The sequence below is a fragment of the Treponema sp. UBA7570 genome, assembly GCA_002477955.1.
Classification (GTDB): domain Bacteria; phylum Spirochaetota; class Spirochaetia; order Treponematales; family Treponemataceae; genus Treponema_D.
This window is the reverse complement of record DLLE01000063.1, coordinates 1-17,697: the sequence shown is the minus strand read 5'-3', so window position 1 is coordinate 17,697 and position 17,697 is coordinate 1. Positions and strand designations below refer to the sequence as shown.

Sequence of the window (17,697 nt, the reverse complement as noted above, 5' to 3'; positions counted from 1 at the left end):
TAAATTATAAACAGATTGAATCAAACAGTTTTGGCTTTTCAATCACATTTGGGAAACTTCCCTTAAAAAGAGGTACATTATGGCTTATAAAATTGATCCTTCAGCATGCGTAAACTGCGGAACATGCGAACCAGACTGTCCAGTCGGAGCAATCAGCGAAAACGACGGACACCGCGAAATCGATTCTTCTAAATGCGTAAGCTGCGGAACATGCGCAAGCGTTTGTCCGGCAACAGCAATTTCAGAAGAATAGTTTTACATTCTAAAAAATCTGCAAGAATTGCTCTTGCAGATTTTTTTTTGTCTGTTTATATTTGTAGGTATGTTCAGACAGATTTTAAAAGGCTACAGCCAGATTCTCAGTTCAATTTTAAAGGTTCTGGCGCTTCTTACAATTTGCGCACTCGTCGGAATTGCACTCGTCTATCCCTTATGGTATTTTGCAACTAAACTTCCGCAGACTTACACTCTCTGCGTTACAGCAATCGCCTGCCTTTTATTTTTAATCTGGCTTATTTTAAAAATCCGCTCTGCAGGAATTAAGAATTCCCTGATTTTTTTTACAAAATTCCTGATAATCGCATCTACAGTTTTAGGCTTTGTTTTTCTAGTCTTTGCAGGCAAAAGGCTTTTTACAATCTTTGAAATTATCCTTGCCTTTTTTCTTTACGGCTTTGTTTCGTTCATATTTAAGCCTTCGCAAAAAACAAAAGACTTTCTAGAAAATGATTCTCTCTAAAAAAATCAAAAAATTCTTTTTTTTACCGGCTCTGTCCTTTTTTTTGAATTTTTACGCTTTTTCAAACAAAGAACAGTCTTCAACTAAGATATTTGAAATCAATTCTGAAAAACTTCCGTTTATAAAAGTTCCGGACAGTTCAAAAGATTTGATTTTCAAGCAATTTTTAGAGGAAGCGGCCTTTAACTCAAAATATTCACTTTCTGCAAAAAATTCCTCTCAAAAACAAATTCTCAGTTTTTATAAAATCCTCGTACCACAAAACATGGATTTTATCTGGCTTTCTTCAAGGCTCAGCCCGGTTTACAAAGACACACTCGCAACTTTAAACAGGTTTTCTTCGGCAGATTCAAAAATTTCCGGAAAAATAATACTTGCTTCCACATTTAACGGAATTTTTATTCCTGAAAATCCCGGCTCAGCCTGGGAACAGCTTCTTTTCAAAAAATATATGACCGAGGAAAAAATCAAAAGCGCAAAAATTTTTAAGATTGACGGAAAACTTTTCTATTTTTTTAAAAATGAAAGGTTCGATCCGACGACAGCGCTTTTTTTTCTGGATACAAAACTTGTAAGTCCGCTTTCAACAAATATTTTAACGAGCAGTTTTGGTTACCGTGTAAGCCCGATTTCAGGAAAATGGAAATTTCATTCGGGAATAGATCTTGCGGCTCCATTAAAAAGCAGCGTTTTTGCCTGTTGCAGCGGAGAGGTCAGCCAGAGCGGATTTAACCCAACTTATGGAAACTTCGTTATTTTGCAGCATTACAACAATTTAACAAGCGTGTATGCCCATCTTTCAGAAATTCTTGTAAAAAAAGGTCAAAAAGTCAAAGCTGGCGAACTCATAGCAAAATCAGGTTCGACAGGCGCAAGCACAGGGCCTCATCTTCATTTTGAGCTTAGAAAAGACGGAAGCCCGACAGATCCCGGGAAAATCATAAATTTTAACTAAAAATTTAAAATATCTCCAGCTTTTAGATTTTTTTTAGATTTTTCGTTGATTTTGCATTATGATTTATATACATAAAAAATAGTATACTGTAAAATATTTATAGTTATAAAATAAATGTTATTTTTTATTTTGGAAAGATTTATGAAGAACTGCAAAAAGCCACGCAAAAAAATTCTATTTTCTCTGTTGCTGATTACGGCAAATTTTTTTGCGCTCTATGCAGAAAATTTTCGCGTTGCAAAAACACATGTAATCTTAATTCCTCAGAATTACGGAGAAGTTTCTGCCAATCTTGGAATTTTTGACGCGCTTGCAATAAAGCTTCCAGAAGACAAAACATTTGTTACAGGGCTTGAACTTACAATGAAAGTTCCGCAAATAATGACAACTTGGCGGGACAGTGTTGCATATACTTTTTATGACGGACTTTCTCCGCTTCCAACAGAAAAGACGATCGATTATACAGGAAGCAGAACAAGCATATCAACAATTTCTGGAAAAATCGTCAACACGATTTATATTCCGCTAAACGAAAAATTCAGCATCAAAAATAATCCTTATGCAAAAATTCTTGAAGAAAAAATTTCTGCAAAAAACGGAATAATTTTCCTACGCTATATGCTTGCAATGAAAGGCGCCCCCGAAGAACTCGAAAATGCGCAAATTCAGATTACAGCAAAACCTGTTTTGAGCAGCGAAGGATATTTCAGTCTTGAAGTTTCAAAACCGGAGGGAAAAAACGAAAACTTCAGCATTTACATTGACGACACCTTTATTCCGTCAATTCCCAAAAAAATGCTTTTAAAAGAAGGCGAACATCACCTACGCGTAACTGGAGAAACTTTCAGAAACGAAGTCCGCACTTTTATTGTCGAACAGGCAAAAATCACTTCGTTAAAGGTTGCTCTTCGAGGAATTGAGCCTGAAGTAAAAATTCTCTCACCAGAAAACGCTTCGATTTATTTTGACGGTGAAGAGCTCGCCTCTCCAAAAGAGCCTTTTGCCGTTACACAGGGACCACACACTGTAAAATTTGCAATCGGCGACTACGAAATTACAAAAACTTTTGATGCAATAAACGGCCGCTCGTACTCTGTAAACCTGAATATTGACGCTTCTGTAACCGAAGAAGAATAAAAATGTTTTAAAATTTCTTATTTTCATCACAAAAAATCAAAAACAACTAAAGATTTTTAAATAAACTGACGATATATATATTGTCGGGCATCAATTATCCCCTCCCACCCATTGAGCCCGACTGCCTGATGGGCATGGACCGGCTATCTAAAGCCGGTCTTTTTTTTGTTTTTATAAATTCAAAGCAAGCAAATCCATTACATTGACTAAAGGGCCGTAATTTCTTATTCTATAAGAATATGAAAATTAAAAAGTCAACATACGTGTTTGTCTGCGGTCTTTTTTTCTGCGCCATTTTTTTTGGAGCAGGACTTGGACTTGCTCTGAGCAATACAAAATTTATAAAAGATAATGAGCAGTTCACAGAATTCTCAACTTCGCTTCCGACAAAACTTTTAGACATAAATGGTGAACTTATAACTGAACTCGCTTCAGAGGAAAAACGAGAAATAATCAGCATAAGAGATTTGCCGCAGTGCATGCTCGATGCCCTTATAACGCGCGAAGACAGGCTTTTTTACAGCCACCATGGATATTCTGTAAAAGCTCTCTTTCGCGCAGTTTTCGGAAAACTCACAGGCATGTCGCTTGGAGGCGGTTCTACCTTAACCCAGCAGATTGCAGGAACTCTTTTTTGCGACAGAACAGATATGTCTATACGCCGAAAATTAAAGGAATTGTGGTGGGCAATTCAAATGGAAAGGCGCTACACTAAAGACGAAATCCTAGAGCTCTATCTGAATAAAATTTATTTTGGCGGCGGAACGTACGGCGTAAGCGCTGCGTCAAAATACTATTTCGGTCATGATGCAACGGAAATTACTCCGGCAGAAGCAGCAATTCTCGTAATTCAACTTTCCAACCCAGCATTTTACAATCCATTTGAATATCCAAACCGCGCAATGGATCGTCAGAAAGATGTTTTGAGCACAATGGTCAGCGCAGGATATATTTCAAAAGAGCAGGCGGATGAAAGTTTTGACGACTACTGGGCAAATTTTGACTACACAAGAACTGCTACGGCGGCTGTATTCAACCACGATGACAACGCTCCGTGGTTTTCTGAATATGTAAGGCGCGAGCTTGGAAACCTAATTTACGGAACTGAAGACATTTATTCTTCTGGATTTACAGTAAACACGACTCTCAACCTAAAAAATCAGGCAGTTGCGCAAGATGTAATGGACAGATATATCCGCTATGCAAACCGCACTTACCAACGCTCAACTGGAGAACGGACAAACCAGGCTTTTTCTGTTTATACACCAATGACAGAACTGCTCGCCCTTACTTTTAATCTAAATAGCCTAAAAGTAAGCGAACAACGCAATGAAGCCATTTCAAAGGCAACTTATACAAGCCAGATAAATCCTGTCATGGACGTTATGTCTCTCATGTTTGGAGTCGACTCTCTAAAACTCGGAATCGTAAACAAGGCCAATCAGCAGGCAAAAGTTAAAGTAAGCAAAACTACAATCGAAGGTACGATGATTGCCCTCGAAAACGACACAGGCTATATTACGTCACTTGTCGGAGGAAGCAAATTCGACAGCGAAAACCAGTTTATCCGTGCCGTGCAGGCAAAACTCCAGCCGGGGTCTGCCTTTAAACCGCTTTATTATTCCGCCGCAATCGACAGCAGAAAATTTACTCCTACCTCGATAATTTCAGATACGCCGGTCGTATTCCACACGGCTGACGGAAAACCATATATTCCTCAAAACTTCCGTGGCGAATGGAAGGGCGATGTTGAACTTTGGTATGCGCTCGCCCACTCTATGAACGTTCCTTCGCTCAAAGTTCTTGACGGAATCGGCTTTGAAGCCGGAATCAACCGTTCAATCGCACTTTTGGGAATTCCTAAAGAAGAAGTTCCATACCGCGGTTTTGTCCCAGGCTATCCGATTGGGCTTGGAGTATGTTCTGTAAGACCTGTTGAACTTGCCAGAGCGTATTCTGTATTTGCAAGCGGCGGAAAAGAAGTGACTCCAATTGCAATACGTTCGGTGGAAGACAAAAATGGAAACGTTATTCTAAATCCCGAAAAAGAACTTCGCACTGCATTGCAGGCAAAAGGGGCGGCAGCACAAGTAATTTCACCACAGACAGCTTTTGTCATGACGGAATTACTACAGAATACAGTACGTTCTGGAACTCTTGCGGGTCCTTCTTCAAACGGAGACAAACTCCGTTACAAAGATTCAAACGGACACTTATACAAAATTCCTGCCGCAGGAAAAACGGGTACAACGCAAAACTGGGCAGATGCATGGGCTGTCGGCTTTACGCCATATTACACTTCTGTATTTTGGTTTGGATTCGACAAACCTGGTCAGTCGCTGGGACTTCAACTCACAGGTTCAACTCTTTCTGGCTACGCTTGGGCTGATTATATGAAAAAAATTCACAACGGTCTTCCTATGAAAGACTTTTCAAAACCGGCAACCGGCGTAATAGAAGCAACAGTCTGCTCTGTAAGCGGCGGAATTCTCACTCCAGAATGTGGCGATCACAAAGTTACAGCATGGTATCTTGAAGGGACACAGCCAACTCAAGTCTGCTCAGTTCACTCAACGGCAAATTCAAGCCGTGCAATCGGAATTTACCGTTTGGAAAAAGAGCTTTACAAGGCAGGTTTTGCAAGCGAGCTCATAATTCGCGACAATTCTACTCTTTCATTCAACCTCAACAAACCACTTCAAGACGGAGATTTCGGCGTATTTGACACAAAACTCAGTCCGACAGACGCTCAGGAACTTGACGAAAATGGAGCAGCGCCAAATTACAACTATCTCATGGACTAAAAAACTTTCAAAAATTTTTAGTACATGAAAACTACATTAAAACAAAAAAAATCCGGTCTTAGACAAAAATGTTCTAAAACCGGATTTTTTATACAAAATACTTCAAAAAGTTCTATATTAGCCCTAACTTCGAATTTTATAGTTCAATGTCATTATCGGGCTTCACTCCTTGTCACCATCAGGCTTTTCTCCTCCAACTTGTCATTATCAGGCTTGACCAGATAATCTATTAAAATCTTTCAATAGATTTCTGACCGAGTTTACTGCATAAACATTGCAGTGCCGCTACACAGAATGACACATAAATGATTATTTTTTTCAAAATTCGACATTCAGGATATTTAATTAAATACAATCCGACAGAACTTTTTCTTTCCTGCACGAAGCACAAGTTCTCCGTCAGAATCCAAATCTTTTAAAGTTACAGTGTATTTTACATCAGAAATTACTTTTCCGTTAATGGCAGCGCCATTCTGCTGAACAAGACGACGCGCGTCTCCGTTCGATGCGGTAAGTTTTGTCGTAGTAAAAAGATTTAGAAGTCCAAGGCCATTTCCCAAATCCGCCTTCAAAAGTTCAACTGTCGGCATATGAGACTTGTCTCCTTCTCCGCTAAAAGCAGCCTTTGCGCCTGCAAGAGCCTTGTCCGCCTCCTCCTTTCCGTGAATAAGAGAAGTAACCTCATAAGCAAGCCGCTCCTTAGCCTCGTTGATGTTGCCTGAACAGATACTGGAAATTTCATCAAGAGAAAGGAATGTAAACAATTTAAAGAATTTTTCAACATCCGGATCAGCAACATTGCGCCAGTACTGGAAAAAGTCAAAAACAGGAGTAAGAGAAGGATCGAGAAAAATTGCGCCTTTTTCTGTCTTGCCCATTTTTTTACCGTCAGAACGGGTAATCAACGGGAATGTAAGGCCATAAGCCTGATGCTGGGCATTGAGCTCTGTAGTTCCACCAAGTTTACGGCGAATCAAATCAACGCCGGCAGTAATATTTCCCCACTGATCATCGCCGCCAATCTGCAAAACAACATTGTGTCTCTGATGCAAGCAGTAAAAGTCGTATGCCTGCAAAAGCTGATAGTTAAATTCAATAAAAGAAAGTCCGCGCTCAAGACGCTGCTTGTAAGCTTCAAAAGTAAGCATTTTATTTACAGAAAAACAAGAGCCAATATCGCGCAAAAAATCAATGTAGTTCAAATCAGCAAGCCAGTTTTTGTTATTTTCGCTGAGAGCTGTTTTTCCATCAAAACCAATAAATCTGTCAAGCTGAGCCTTAATATGCTCAACATTCGAATCAATCTGCTCATAAGAAATCATCTTACGCATTTCTGTTTTGCCGGATGGATCACCGATTCTTGCTGTTCCGCCGCCAATAAGGGCAATTCCGTTGTGCCCAGCAGCGCGCAAATGTCTTAAGGCAAAAAAAGGAACCATATGTCCAATATGCAAAGAAGGCCCGGTCGGATCACAGCCAACATAAAAAGTAACCGGTCCTTTATCCATCAAATCAGAAAGTCCCTTCTCGTCCGTACACTGAGCAAAAAAACCACGTTCTTTTAAGGTTTCAAGCGCTTTATTCATTTCATATCTCCCAAATTTCAGAAAATTTTACCGGGCGGCTTTTTGCATTTGCAAAAACCGGGTCTTGCGTGGTTTTATTCCAAAATAAATTTTGGAACGGCTTCGCCGCCACTCCAGCCCCTGCCGCGTTAAATCAATCGAAAAAAATAAATTCAATCTTTAAAATCATAAATTTTCCTGAAAAAATCCTGCAAGCTAAGAGGATTTAACTCTCTTTTTTTCATTTCTTTATTTTAATAAAAAAATTATCTCTATTCAATCAGAGCATTTTTTGAGATAATATTCTGTCATGCTAAGTTACATCCACGCTTTTCATGCCGGAAATTACGGCGATATTTTAAAACACGCAGTTTTTGCCTTTACGCTCCAGCATCTTCTCAAAAAAGAAAAACCATTCTGCGTAATTGACACACATTCTGGCTCAGGAAAATACGCCTTGGACGACGAACGCCTTTTAAAAACCTGCGAAGCCCAGTGCGGAATTCAAAAACTTTTAAAGGCGCCATATTCCGACTTAAAAAAAATTTTCGGAAAAGATTTTCTTTCAATTCTCGAACTGTACGTAAAAAAAGGACTTTATCCCGGAAGCCCGGAAATTGCGCGGACTTTTCTTCGCGAAAGAGACCAGTTGATTTTAAACGAGCTTCATCCAAAGGTTTTTGAAGAACTAAAGCTTAACATAAAAAGTCCAGCTTTAACTCAAAACGCAAAACAAAATTCTCCTTCAATCATTTTAAACCAGAAAGACGCAAAAATTATGCTCAATGCAAATATTCCTCCAAAAATTAAGCGAGGATGTGTAATAATCGACCCAAGCTACGAAGACGCAGATGATTATGAGCAGACGGCTCAAATGTTTGTTTCTGCTTACAAAAAATGGCCAACTGGAACTTACTTAATCTGGTATCCTCTTCTTTCCCACCGCCAGCTCGAAATTGAATATCTAAAGCAAAATGTAATCGCCACCGTTGAAAAAACAAACAATACAGAAGACAAAAAAGCCGTCTTTTACGAAATCATCATCAAAAAAGAAGAAGAAATGACCGGCCTTGCAAAAATGTACGGAAGCGGAATGCTCGTCATAAATCCGCCTTATGGACTAAACGAAAAAATGGAAGAATCAATTCCTCTTATCGAAAAAGCTCTTCGCTAGTTTTACAAAAAAACAAAAAACTCAAGAAAATAAAAATTCTTGTTAAAAAACTGCAATTTTTCAAATAAATTTTCCTGAATCTGTCGTTTTTTTGAAATTTAAAAATAATTGTTTGACGGCTCAAAAATTCGGCTTTAGACTGAGTATGTACGAAGCAGGTCTAAAAAATCGACATTTGTAATTTTTTAGAGGCTTTAAAATTTTATACTGCAAGTTACAAAAAGGAGGTTTTTTGTGAAAAAAGCATTAGTAACAGTTTCGGCGCTCGTAATGACTGCCGCAGGATTTATGGGATGCCAGAAGAACGGAAATTCTTCTGTAGTATTAAACAAAGACAAACCGCTTGTATTCTTTAACAGACAGCCATCGGACCCAACGACAGGTCAGATTGAAAAAGATACTATGAACTGGAACAGCAAAACTTATTACGTTGGCTTTGACGCAGCAGGCGGCGGTGCAGTTCAGGGAAAACTTATCACGGATTGGCTTGCAAACCAGGACGCTTCTAAAATTGACCGCAATGGCGATGGAACAATCGGATATGTTCTTTGCGTAGGTGATGTAGGTCACAATGACTCAAAAGCAAGAACTGAAGGAATTCGAAAAGCACTTGGAACTTGGAACGGAACAACAGATCCGACAGATTCAAAAATTGGCTCTGTAAAAATTGGCGGAAAAACACTCAAAGTAGTAGAACTTGAAGGAAAAGCTATGACTGGAACTGACGGTTCAACCTGGAATGCAAATGCCGCTACAGATGCAATGGGCGGCTGGGCAACAAAATACGGCACACAGCTTGATATGGTTGTTTCAAACAACGATGGAATGGCAATGGGCTGTCTCCAAGCTTCTAACTACCCTGCAGGAGTTCCAATTTTCGGATACGATGCAAACGCAGATGCAATCGAAGCTATCGGTGCTGGAAAACTTACAGGAACTGTTTCTCAGAACGTAGACGCACAGGCTACAGCAACATTGCAGGTTATCAGAAACCTTCTCAATGGTCTTGAAGGCGAAGATGTTTACAAGAAAGGCATTTTTGAAGCAGACAGCAACGGAAATAAAATTTCAGCAGAAATCACTTATGTTCCAGAAACAAAGGCTGTACTTGCACTGAACGCAGGTGTTAATGCAGACAACTGGAAACAGTACACAGCAGGAAACAGAGATAAGGGGATAAAACAGACTAATGCCGCAAAGAAAAAAGTTCTTCTTACAATCTACAATGCGGCAGACAACTTTCTGTCTTCTTCTTACCTTCCTGCATTAAACTACTATGCTCCACTTTTAAACCTTGACCTTACAGTAGTTCAGGGTGACGGTCAGAACGAAGCTTCTTGTCTTGACAAGTTTACAAACCTCAACAGTTTTGATGCTTATGCAATCAATATGGTAAAAACAAACTCAGGACGCGACTATACGGATAAACTTAAATACTAATTATCAAAAGTTTGCCAGGAAACTGTCCAAAAAGTTCTATATAAAAAAAGCGGCGGTTGAATCTGCTAAAAATCAATTTGATATTTTGTCAAAGTTCAAGAGCCGCATATAAAACAAAAATGGACAGTTTCTTTTCAAAGTCTCGTTTTTTTTACGAGCAGTTTTTCAAATTCCTTTTTAGGGAGACATCTAAATGAATGATAATCTGCTTGAAATTAAAAATCTTTCAAAATCATTTGGGAAAAACAAGGTTCTTAGCGGAATCAACATTACGCTCAAAAAAGGCACAGTTTTAGGCCTTATGGGCGAAAATGGCGCTGGAAAATCTACAATGATGAAATGCCTTTTTGGCATATACGAACAAGACGAAGGTCAATTTTTTTTAGACGGAAAACCTATCGATTTTACAAGTCCAAAAGAAGCCCTCGAAAACGGAGTCTCGATGGTTCATCAGGAATTAAACCAGTGTCTTGATAGAACTGTAATGGACAATCTCTTTTTAGGAAGGTATCCAAAAAAATTCGGAGTAATAGATGAAAAACGGATGTTCCGGGAGTCAAGCCGTCTTTTCAGTTCTTTAAAAATGAACGTAAACCCGAATGTAATTATGAGAACAATGTCTGTTTCTCAGCGGCAGATGGTAGAAATTGCAAAAGCTGTATCTTACAATGCAAAAATTATCGTTCTTGACGAACCAACATCTTCGCTTACAGAACCAGAAATAAATAAATTATTTGCAATCGTTCGCGATTTAAAGTCAAAAGGGGTTTCTTTTGTTTATATTTCGCACAAAATGGACGAAATTTTCCAGATTTGTGATGAAGTTTCAGTTTTGCGCGACGGAAATATGGTTTATCAAAAAACAACGCTCGACGCAAAGATGGACGAGCTGATTTCTGCAATGGTCGGCCGTTCGCTGGACAAACGATTTCCGGACGTTGACAATACTCCAGGAGAAGACTATCTGGAAATTAAGAATCTTTCGACAAAATATTCACCGCAACTCGAAGATATTTCGTTTACGGTTAAAAAAGGTGAAATTTTTGGTCTTTACGGACTTGTCGGCGCAGGAAGAAGCGAACTTTTAGAATCAATCTTTGGTATAAGAACAATTTCGAAAGGTGAAATTATCTTGAACGGCCGTTCTGTCCGTTTTTCGAGCCCAAAAGACGCAATGGCCTACAATTTTGCAATGGTTACAGAAGAACGGAAACTCAACGGAATGTTCGGAAAAGACACAATCGAATTTAACACCTGCATAACAAACCTTGAGCAGTACAAAAAATTCGGGCTTTTGTCTTCAAGAAAAATGCGCGATGCCGCAAACCGTGAAATAAAAAAAATGCACACAAAATGCGTTTCAGCAGATGAACTCATTACTTCTCTTTCTGGTGGAAACCAGCAAAAAGTAATTATAGGAAAATGGCTTGAACGGGAACCAGACATTCTTCTGCTCGACGAGCCGACTCGCGGTATTGACGTTGGAGCAAAATACGAAATTTATCAGTTGATAATCAAAATGGCAAAAGAAGGAAAGACAATTATTGTAGTTTCCAGCGAAATGCCTGAAATTTTAGGAATTACAAATAGAATTGCTGTAATGTCAAACCACAGGCTTGCAGGAATCGTAAACACAAAAGAAACGGATCAGGAAGCGCTTTTAAGGCTTTCGGATAAATATCTATAAAAAAGCGTTAGCGCTGGCAGGAGTAAGCCATAGGCTTATTGCGAAGTGGAGCATAGCGAAACGAAGCAATGGAGCGAAAGCGGAACTCCGAACATAGCGACCCGAACTAAAGCGAGGGGAACGCCCGACTAAAAGATTTTTTAGGGAGAAAATTATGGCAGAATTTGTTACACTTCAAGAAAATCCAAAAATTAAAGAGTATCAGGAAAAACTCCACGGCTTGCGCTCAGACGGTGTAAATAAAATTGCAGAGATAAAGCAGGCTATTGCAAAAGTCAAAAAAAATCCGATGATTGAATACGACAATAAGCCTCAAATTTTGTCTGACTACAAAAAACAGCTTGAAGAGGCTAAAGCTGTCGCAAAGAAAAACGAAGCGCAGGACAAAATTCTTACAAAAGAAGCTGTCGCCTACGCAAATTTGGCTGCAAAAGACTACATAAAAACAGTAGATGCAACCGAAAATGAAAAAATAAAAATTGAAAAAGCAAATTTTGACCAGAAAATTCGAAAAATAAAGGCAGAAGGAAAAGCCCGAATTGAAAACGCAAAGTCGCCGTCAGAAAAGGAAACCGCACGATACGAACTCAAAACTTCGCTTTTTGACGAAAAAAATAGAAGCCAGACGATAATTGAGCGTTGCCGCGATGCGAAAAAACAGGCTTTTACGGATCACGTTACAATTAACCGTGGACTGCGCAACGAAAAATCAAGTTTTATTGAAGATGCTCAGCTCGGCTTTATAAACTACAAAAACAGTTTTAAACTTTCAAAATTCTTTTTGGACAATGGACTTTACATTGCAATTGCAATTTTCTTTGTTGTCTGTATTATAATTGCCCCTGCAATCGGAGCAGGAAACCTTTTGACTTTGCCAAATATCTTTACGATTCTTGAGCAGTCTTCGACAAGAATGTTCTATGCTCTCGGAGTTGCCGGTTTGATTTTGCTTGCTGGTACAGACTTGAGCGTCGGACGAATGGTTGCTATGGGTTCTGTTGTAACTGGACTTATTCTGCATCCAGGAACGAACATCGTAAAATTCTTTAACATGGGGCCATGGAACTTTACAGCGCTTCCGATGGGGGTCCGCCTTATTTTTGCTTTATTGCTTTCTATTCTGCTTTGTACGGCATTCTGCGCATTTGCAGGTGTATTTACGGCAAAACTAAAAATTCATCCGTTTATCTCTACACTAGCCTCTCAACTTATAATTTACGGACTTTTGTTCTTCGGAACAACTGGAACTCCGGTCGGTTCAATCGACTCTTCTGTAAAAGATTTAATCGGCGGCCGTTGGGTTTTGGGAATTATAAACGGTGAGCTTGTTACTTTCCCTAAACTGATTATTCCTGCAATAATTGCAATTATAGCTGCATGGTTTATCTGGAACAAAACAACTTTTGGAAAAAACATGTACGCAGTAGGAGGAAACTCGGAAGCGGCAAGTGTTTCTGGAATTTCGGTTTTCTGGGTTACAATGGGCGTATTCATTATGGCAGGGATTTTCTACGGTTGCGGAGCATTTTTGGAAGCATTCCGTGCAAACGCAAGCGCGGGAACTGGCCAGGGCTACGAAATGGACGCGATTGCAGCCTGCGTAGTCGGTGGAATTTCGTTTAACGGCGGCATAGGAAAAATTGGAGGGGCCGCAATCGGTGTTGTAATCTTTACAAGCCTTACCTACTGCCTTACGTTCCTTCATATCGACACAAACCTTCAGTTTGTATTTAAGGGATTAATAATCATTGCGGCAGTTGCGCTTGATTCAATTAAATACTTGAAGCGCAAGTAATTAAATCTAAGAAAATTTTGTAAACTTTTATAAATGAAACTAAAAAGCGGTTTGATTTTTAAACCGCTTTTTTTTATTGCTCTGTGTAATTTTTTTATTCAAAATCATAAAAATTCAAATTGAAATTTTATGTTAAATTAAAATTTTGTGTTATAATAAATTTTGGATATACATATTTTATTTGGCGCAATTATTTATGGAAGAAAACAAAATTTTAACCTTTATTCTGCACAAAAAAGCAATTTTTATTTCGATTATTTTTACGTTTATAAGCATTTGCGGTCTTTTAGGCTCATCAGTAATCATCGTATTTGAAAATAAAATTTCCCATTTTTTTACGCAGGAAGTTCAAATCGAAAAAGAAAACCGCATTTTTCGCACAGAAAATCCTGTAAAACAGCCGGAATGTACAATCAACATGAACATTCCATTGAGAAGCGATGGACTTCTAAACTGCTGGCAACAATCAGACTCAACATGGGGCTCTCAATATGACATCTATATTTACAATAACACAGCAAAAAAAATGCAAAACTGGGTTCTTTCGCTTACAGTTCCAAAAAATGCAAAAATCGATAGCTGCTGGAACGGTTTTTATACGATAAAAAACGGAACTATAAAAATAAAACCTTCAAAAATTGCGCTCAACGACGAAGTTTCTCCTAAAACATTTTGTAAATTAGGATTTGTTTTGTATACAGATGAACTTTTAACAGAAAGCAGTTTTTCGCTGGAAACAAAACTCATTGAACCGCTTTTCTGCAACAAAAAATTCATATCTTTTACAATATCAACAATTCTCGGTCTCATTTTTCTTATATTGACAGTCATAAACTACAAAGTCGTAAAAAAACAGCAACAACAGGCAGAAAAAGAAATCTCAGAAATTCTAAAATTATGCGCCCGATTTATTGATACACGGGACAAATACACACAACAACACTCTCTAAACGTTGCAAAATATTCAAAATTACTTGCAAAAGAACTCGGTTACAGCAAAGCTTTTCAGAAAAATATTTATAACTGCGGAATTTTGCATGATGTCGGAAAAGTTTTTATTTCGCAGTCAATATTATGCAAAAACTCAAAACTGAATGATGAAGAATGGGAAGAAATGAAAAAACATACTATCTATGGAGCAGAAAGCTTGAAAGGCTTTAAAGAAATAGAAAACGTAACTAAGGTTGCACTTTATCATCACGAACGATTCGATGGGAAAGGCTACATGGAAGGCTTAAAAGGAGAAGAAATTCCACTTGAAGCACGAATAGTTTGCGTCGCCGACTCTTTCGACGCAATGGCAACTGACAGAGCCTATAGGCCTCACCTTCCAAAAAACATAATAGTTTCAGAATTAAAAAAAGGTGAAGAAACTCAATTTGACCCAAAAATTGCGCAGGCCATGCTGAACCTCATTTCAACTGGAAAAATAAAAATCTAAACTGCATTAAAATTCAATAAAACAAAAAGCGGCCTGACATTTTTCATCAGACCGTTTTTTGTTTTTAAATTTTCTCCTGAAAAAACTGCTCCTTTAGGTTTTTAAGTTTTTAACCTTCAAAATTACTTAAAAATAAGCTCTTTTCCATCAGAAGAAACATTTATCACGCTGCCTTCGCCAAACTTTCCTTCCAGAAGCTCTTTTGAAAGAGGGTTTTCAACCCAGGTCTGCACGGCTCTTTTTATTGGGCGGGCACCAAAGGCTGGATCATAACCTTTTTCTGCAATAAAGTTCACAGCAGAATCATCAAACTTAATCGAAATTCTTCTGTCTTCAAGACGCTTTGTAACCCTTTCAAGCTGAATTTTTACGATTCCGCCAATGCAACTTCTGTCAAGACGGTTGAACATTACGATTTCATCAATACGGTTCAAAAATTCTGGTCTAAATGTTGATTTTAACAGTGAATCAATTTCGCCTTTAAGTTTTGAACTGTCAGTTTCATTATTTTCTCCAGCCTCAAGAATCAAATTGCTTCCGAGGTTTGAAGTCATAATGATTATCGTATTTTTAAAATCTACTACTCGTCCCTGTCCATCTGTAAGCCGCCCATCATCAAGAACCTGAAGAAGAACGTTAAAAACATCTGGATGAGCTTTTTCGACTTCATCAAACAAAATTACGCTGTACGGCCGACGACGAACTGCTTCTGTCAACTGTCCGCCTTCATCGTAACCTACATATCCTGGAGGTGCGCCGATAAGACGGCTCACACTGAATTTTTCCATATACTCGGACATATCAATTCGGGTAAGGGCTTTTTCATCGTTGAACAAAAAATCAGCCAAAGTTTTTGCAAGTTCAGTCTTACCTACACCTGTCGGACCAATAAACATAAAACTGCCAAGCGGTCTGTTTGGATCGTTAAGCCCAGCCTTGTTTCGTCTGATTGCGTCGCTTACAACTTTTACAGCTTCGTTCTGACCAATAACGCGTTTATGCAAAACATTTTCGAGCTGAACATATTTTTGCTTTTCACTCGTCATCATCTTGCTTACAGGAATTCCTGTCCAAACACTTACAACTGAGGCAATATCTTCTTCCGTAACTTCCTGCCGCAAAAGAGATTCATCAGCGGAATTCACTCTTTTTTCGTCCGCAGCCTGACTTTCTGCCAGTTGTTTTTGCAGCTCAGGAATTATCGAATATTTGTATTCAGCAGCCTTTGCAAGATTTCCTTCTCGTGTAAACTTTTCCTCTTCAAACCGGGCATTCTCAAGTTTTTCCTTAAGGTTGCGCGATTTATCAATCTGGGCTTTTTCGTTCTGCCATTCCAGTTTCATAGAATCGCGTTTGTTCGTAACATCCGCAAGTTCCTTTTCAAGTTTTTCAAGACGTTCAAGGCTCGCCTTGTCATCTTCCTTGGAGAGCGACTGTTTTTCAATCTGCAACTGCAAAATTTTTCGCTCAAGCTGATCAAGAGCCGTCGGTTCGCTTTCGATTTCCATTTTTAAACGGCTTGCAGCCTCGTCAACAAGGTCAATTGCCTTGTCTGGCAAAAATCTGTTTGTTATATAACGGTTAGAGAGTTCTGCAGCAGCAACAAGAGCTTCATCATTGATTTTAACACCATGATGAATTTCATACTTATCTCTCAAACCGCGCAAAATTGCAATCGTATCTTCAACAGTCGGCTCAGCGCAATAAACCTGCTGAAACCTTCTTTCAAGCGCGCTATCTTTTTCAATGTATTTGCGATACTCGTTCAAAGTAGTAGCACCGATTACATGAAGCTCTCCACGGGCAAGTGCCGGTTTAAGAAGATTAGAAGCATCCATACTACCTTCGCTCGCGCCGGCGCCGACTATAGTATGAAGTTCATCGATAAACATTATTATCTGTCCTTCGCTCTTTGAAACTTCAGTAATTACAGCTTTAAGCCTTTCTTCAAACTCACCTCGAAATTTTGCACCGGCAACAAGGCTTCCCATATCGAGGCTCAAAAGACGCTTGTTTTTCAAACTTTCAGGAACATCGCCACTTGCAATACGACGCGCAAGACCTTCGACAATTGCTGTTTTTCCGACACCAGGTTCACCAATCAAAACAGGATTATTCTTAGTCCGTCGTATCAAAACCTGCATTACACGGCGAATTTCCTCATCGCGTCCAATAACAGGATCAATTTTGTCCTGTCTGGCACGAGCCGTCAAATCCGTGCAGTATTTCTCAAGCGACTGCATTTTGCTTTCCGGATCCTGGCTGTCAACAGTCTGATTTCCACGAACCGCCTTTAAGCTTTCAAGAATCGCTTCCCGAGTAACTCCATATTTACGCAAAAGTTCCCCAGTCCGGTCTTCACTTTCGCTCATAGCAAGCAAAATATGCTCAACCGAAAGATACTGATCTTTAAGAGAAGTCATTTCCTTTTCTGCCTTCGCAAGAACTTTCTGCGCTGCAGAAGAAAGACTAATCTGAACATTTCCAGTAACCTTCGGATACGAACTCAAAAGATTTTTCGCCGCACTGTCCAAATCTCCAGCACTAACCCCTATTCTTTCGACAATCGGTTTAACAAGCCCATCTTTTTGCTCAAGAAGCGCAATTAAAAGATGTTCAAGCCCGATTTCCGCATGATCATTTTGCTGAGCAAGGGCACTGGCTTCCTGGAGAGCGTCCTGTGCTTTTAATGTAAACTGATCAAAATTCATTTTTCGCCTCCAAAATTTTTTATTTACATCTCTAAAAACTTTTTAAGAGAATTTTTTTGTTCTTATAATTTCAAGATACTCAAAAAATAAAAAAAAGGCAAAAAAAAGCAGCACAACTGTTGCAAAAAAATCATTTTCTATTTATAAAAAACATATCTCAGAATTTCCGGCTATCCGCCCTTCGCTAACGCTCATTGCCGTTCCGGCAACTCCGGGGCTCCTATCCGGGCTATAAGCCCGGTCGTGCGC

At 39.0% G+C, this 17,697-nt stretch carries 12 protein-coding genes; 10 read left to right on the top strand and 2 right to left on the bottom strand.

The window, feature by feature from the left end:
• Nucleotides 1-79: 79 nt before the first annotated feature.
• From B4N75_RS08285 to B4N75_RS08265, 5 genes are all read left to right on the top strand, one after another.
• Nucleotides 80-253, top strand: coding sequence for a 4Fe-4S binding protein (locus tag B4N75_RS08285; RefSeq protein ID WP_078929727.1), 174 nt, complete (start codon nt 80-82; stop codon nt 251-253).
• 69 nt (nt 254-322) lie between these two features.
• The gene (locus tag B4N75_RS08280; protein ID WP_296668999.1) at nt 323-739 is read left to right on the top strand and encodes a hypothetical protein; all 417 of its coding nucleotides are present in this window, start codon (nt 323-325) and stop codon (nt 737-739) included.
• A gap of 43 nt (nt 740-782) precedes the next feature.
• Nucleotides 783-1,694 (top strand): M23 family metallopeptidase, encoded by a 912-nt coding sequence (locus B4N75_RS08275; protein ID WP_296707121.1) that lies wholly within the window; start codon nt 783-785, stop codon nt 1,692-1,694.
• Nucleotides 1,695-1,835: 141 nt separating this feature from the next.
• A complete protein-coding gene (locus B4N75_RS08270; protein WP_296022703.1) occupies nt 1,836-2,831 on the top strand; it encodes a hypothetical protein in 996 nt (331 codons plus the stop codon).
• A 239-nt stretch (nt 2,832-3,070) separates the two neighbouring features.
• On the top strand, nt 3,071-5,635 hold the full coding sequence (locus B4N75_RS08265; protein ID WP_296669002.1) for a penicillin-binding protein 1A: 2,565 nt from the start codon (nt 3,071-3,073) through the stop codon (nt 5,633-5,635).
• A gap of 341 nt (nt 5,636-5,976) precedes the next feature.
• On the opposite strand, the gene tyrS is transcribed toward B4N75_RS08265, so the two are convergent.
• Nucleotides 5,977-7,221, bottom strand: a complete 1,245-nt coding sequence (gene tyrS, locus B4N75_RS08260) for a tyrosine--tRNA ligase (RefSeq protein ID WP_296022701.1) — start codon at nt 7,219-7,221, stop codon at nt 5,977-5,979.
• Nucleotides 7,222-7,510: 289 nt separating this feature from the next.
• Here tyrS and rlmJ point away from each other — a divergent pair, with 289 nt between their 5' ends.
• From rlmJ to B4N75_RS08235, 5 genes are all read left to right on the top strand, one after another.
• Nucleotides 7,511-8,374 carry a 23S rRNA (adenine(2030)-N(6))-methyltransferase RlmJ gene (gene rlmJ, locus B4N75_RS08255; RefSeq protein ID WP_296669004.1) on the top strand — a complete coding sequence of 288 codons (864 nt, stop codon included), beginning with the start codon at nt 7,511-7,513 and terminating at the stop codon, nt 8,372-8,374.
• A 270-nt stretch (nt 8,375-8,644) separates the two neighbouring features.
• A complete protein-coding gene (locus tag B4N75_RS08250) occupies nt 8,645-9,814 on the top strand; it encodes a substrate-binding domain-containing protein (RefSeq protein WP_296022917.1) in 1,170 nt (389 codons plus the stop codon).
• Nucleotides 9,815-10,007: 193 nt separating this feature from the next.
• Nucleotides 10,008-11,501 carry a sugar ABC transporter ATP-binding protein gene (locus B4N75_RS08245; protein WP_296669005.1) on the top strand — a complete coding sequence of 498 codons (1,494 nt, stop codon included), beginning with the start codon at nt 10,008-10,010 and terminating at the stop codon, nt 11,499-11,501.
• A 154-nt stretch (nt 11,502-11,655) separates the two neighbouring features.
• Entirely contained in the window at nt 11,656-13,296 is a 1,641-nt protein-coding gene (locus B4N75_RS08240) for a galactose/methyl galactoside ABC transporter permease MglC (RefSeq protein ID WP_296669007.1), read from the top strand.
• A gap of 196 nt (nt 13,297-13,492) precedes the next feature.
• Nucleotides 13,493-14,737: an HD domain-containing phosphohydrolase gene (locus tag B4N75_RS08235; RefSeq protein ID WP_296669008.1), complete on the top strand. Its 1,245-nt coding sequence runs from the start codon at nt 13,493-13,495 to the stop codon at nt 14,735-14,737.
• A 122-nt stretch (nt 14,738-14,859) separates the two neighbouring features.
• Here B4N75_RS08235 and clpB read toward each other — a convergent pair whose 3' ends face one another.
• Nucleotides 14,860-17,448: an ATP-dependent chaperone ClpB gene (clpB, locus tag B4N75_RS08230; RefSeq protein WP_296022696.1), complete on the bottom strand. Its 2,589-nt coding sequence runs from the start codon at nt 17,446-17,448 to the stop codon at nt 14,860-14,862.
• Nucleotides 17,449-17,697 lie beyond the last annotated feature (249 nt).

Excerpts from the sequence above, each read along its gene's own strand:
- B4N75_RS08285 (WP_078929727.1), top strand. The coding sequence starts at position 80 with ATGGCTTATAAAATTGATCCTTCAGCATGCGTAAACTGCGGAACATGC.
- B4N75_RS08280 (WP_296668999.1), top strand. The coding sequence starts at position 323 with ATGTTCAGACAGATTTTAAAAGGCTACAGCCAGATTCTCAGTTCAATT.
- B4N75_RS08270 (WP_296022703.1), top strand. The coding sequence starts at position 1,836 with ATGAAGAACTGCAAAAAGCCACGCAAAAAAATTCTATTTTCTCTGTTG.
- B4N75_RS08265 (WP_296669002.1), top strand. The coding sequence starts at position 3,071 with ATGAAAATTAAAAAGTCAACATACGTGTTTGTCTGCGGTCTTTTTTTC.
- tyrS (WP_296022701.1), bottom strand. The coding sequence starts at position 7,221 with ATGAATAAAGCGCTTGAAACCTTAAAAGAACGTGGTTTTTTTGCTCAG.
- rlmJ (WP_296669004.1), top strand. The coding sequence starts at position 7,511 with ATGCTAAGTTACATCCACGCTTTTCATGCCGGAAATTACGGCGATATT.
- B4N75_RS08250 (WP_296022917.1), top strand. The coding sequence starts at position 8,645 with ATGACTGCCGCAGGATTTATGGGATGCCAGAAGAACGGAAATTCTTCT.
- B4N75_RS08245 (WP_296669005.1), top strand. The coding sequence starts at position 10,008 with ATGAATGATAATCTGCTTGAAATTAAAAATCTTTCAAAATCATTTGGG.
- B4N75_RS08240 (WP_296669007.1), top strand. The coding sequence starts at position 11,656 with ATGGCAGAATTTGTTACACTTCAAGAAAATCCAAAAATTAAAGAGTAT.
- B4N75_RS08235 (WP_296669008.1), top strand. The coding sequence starts at position 13,493 with ATGGAAGAAAACAAAATTTTAACCTTTATTCTGCACAAAAAAGCAATT.
- clpB (WP_296022696.1), bottom strand. The coding sequence starts at position 17,448 with ATGAATTTTGATCAGTTTACATTAAAAGCACAGGACGCTCTCCAGGAA.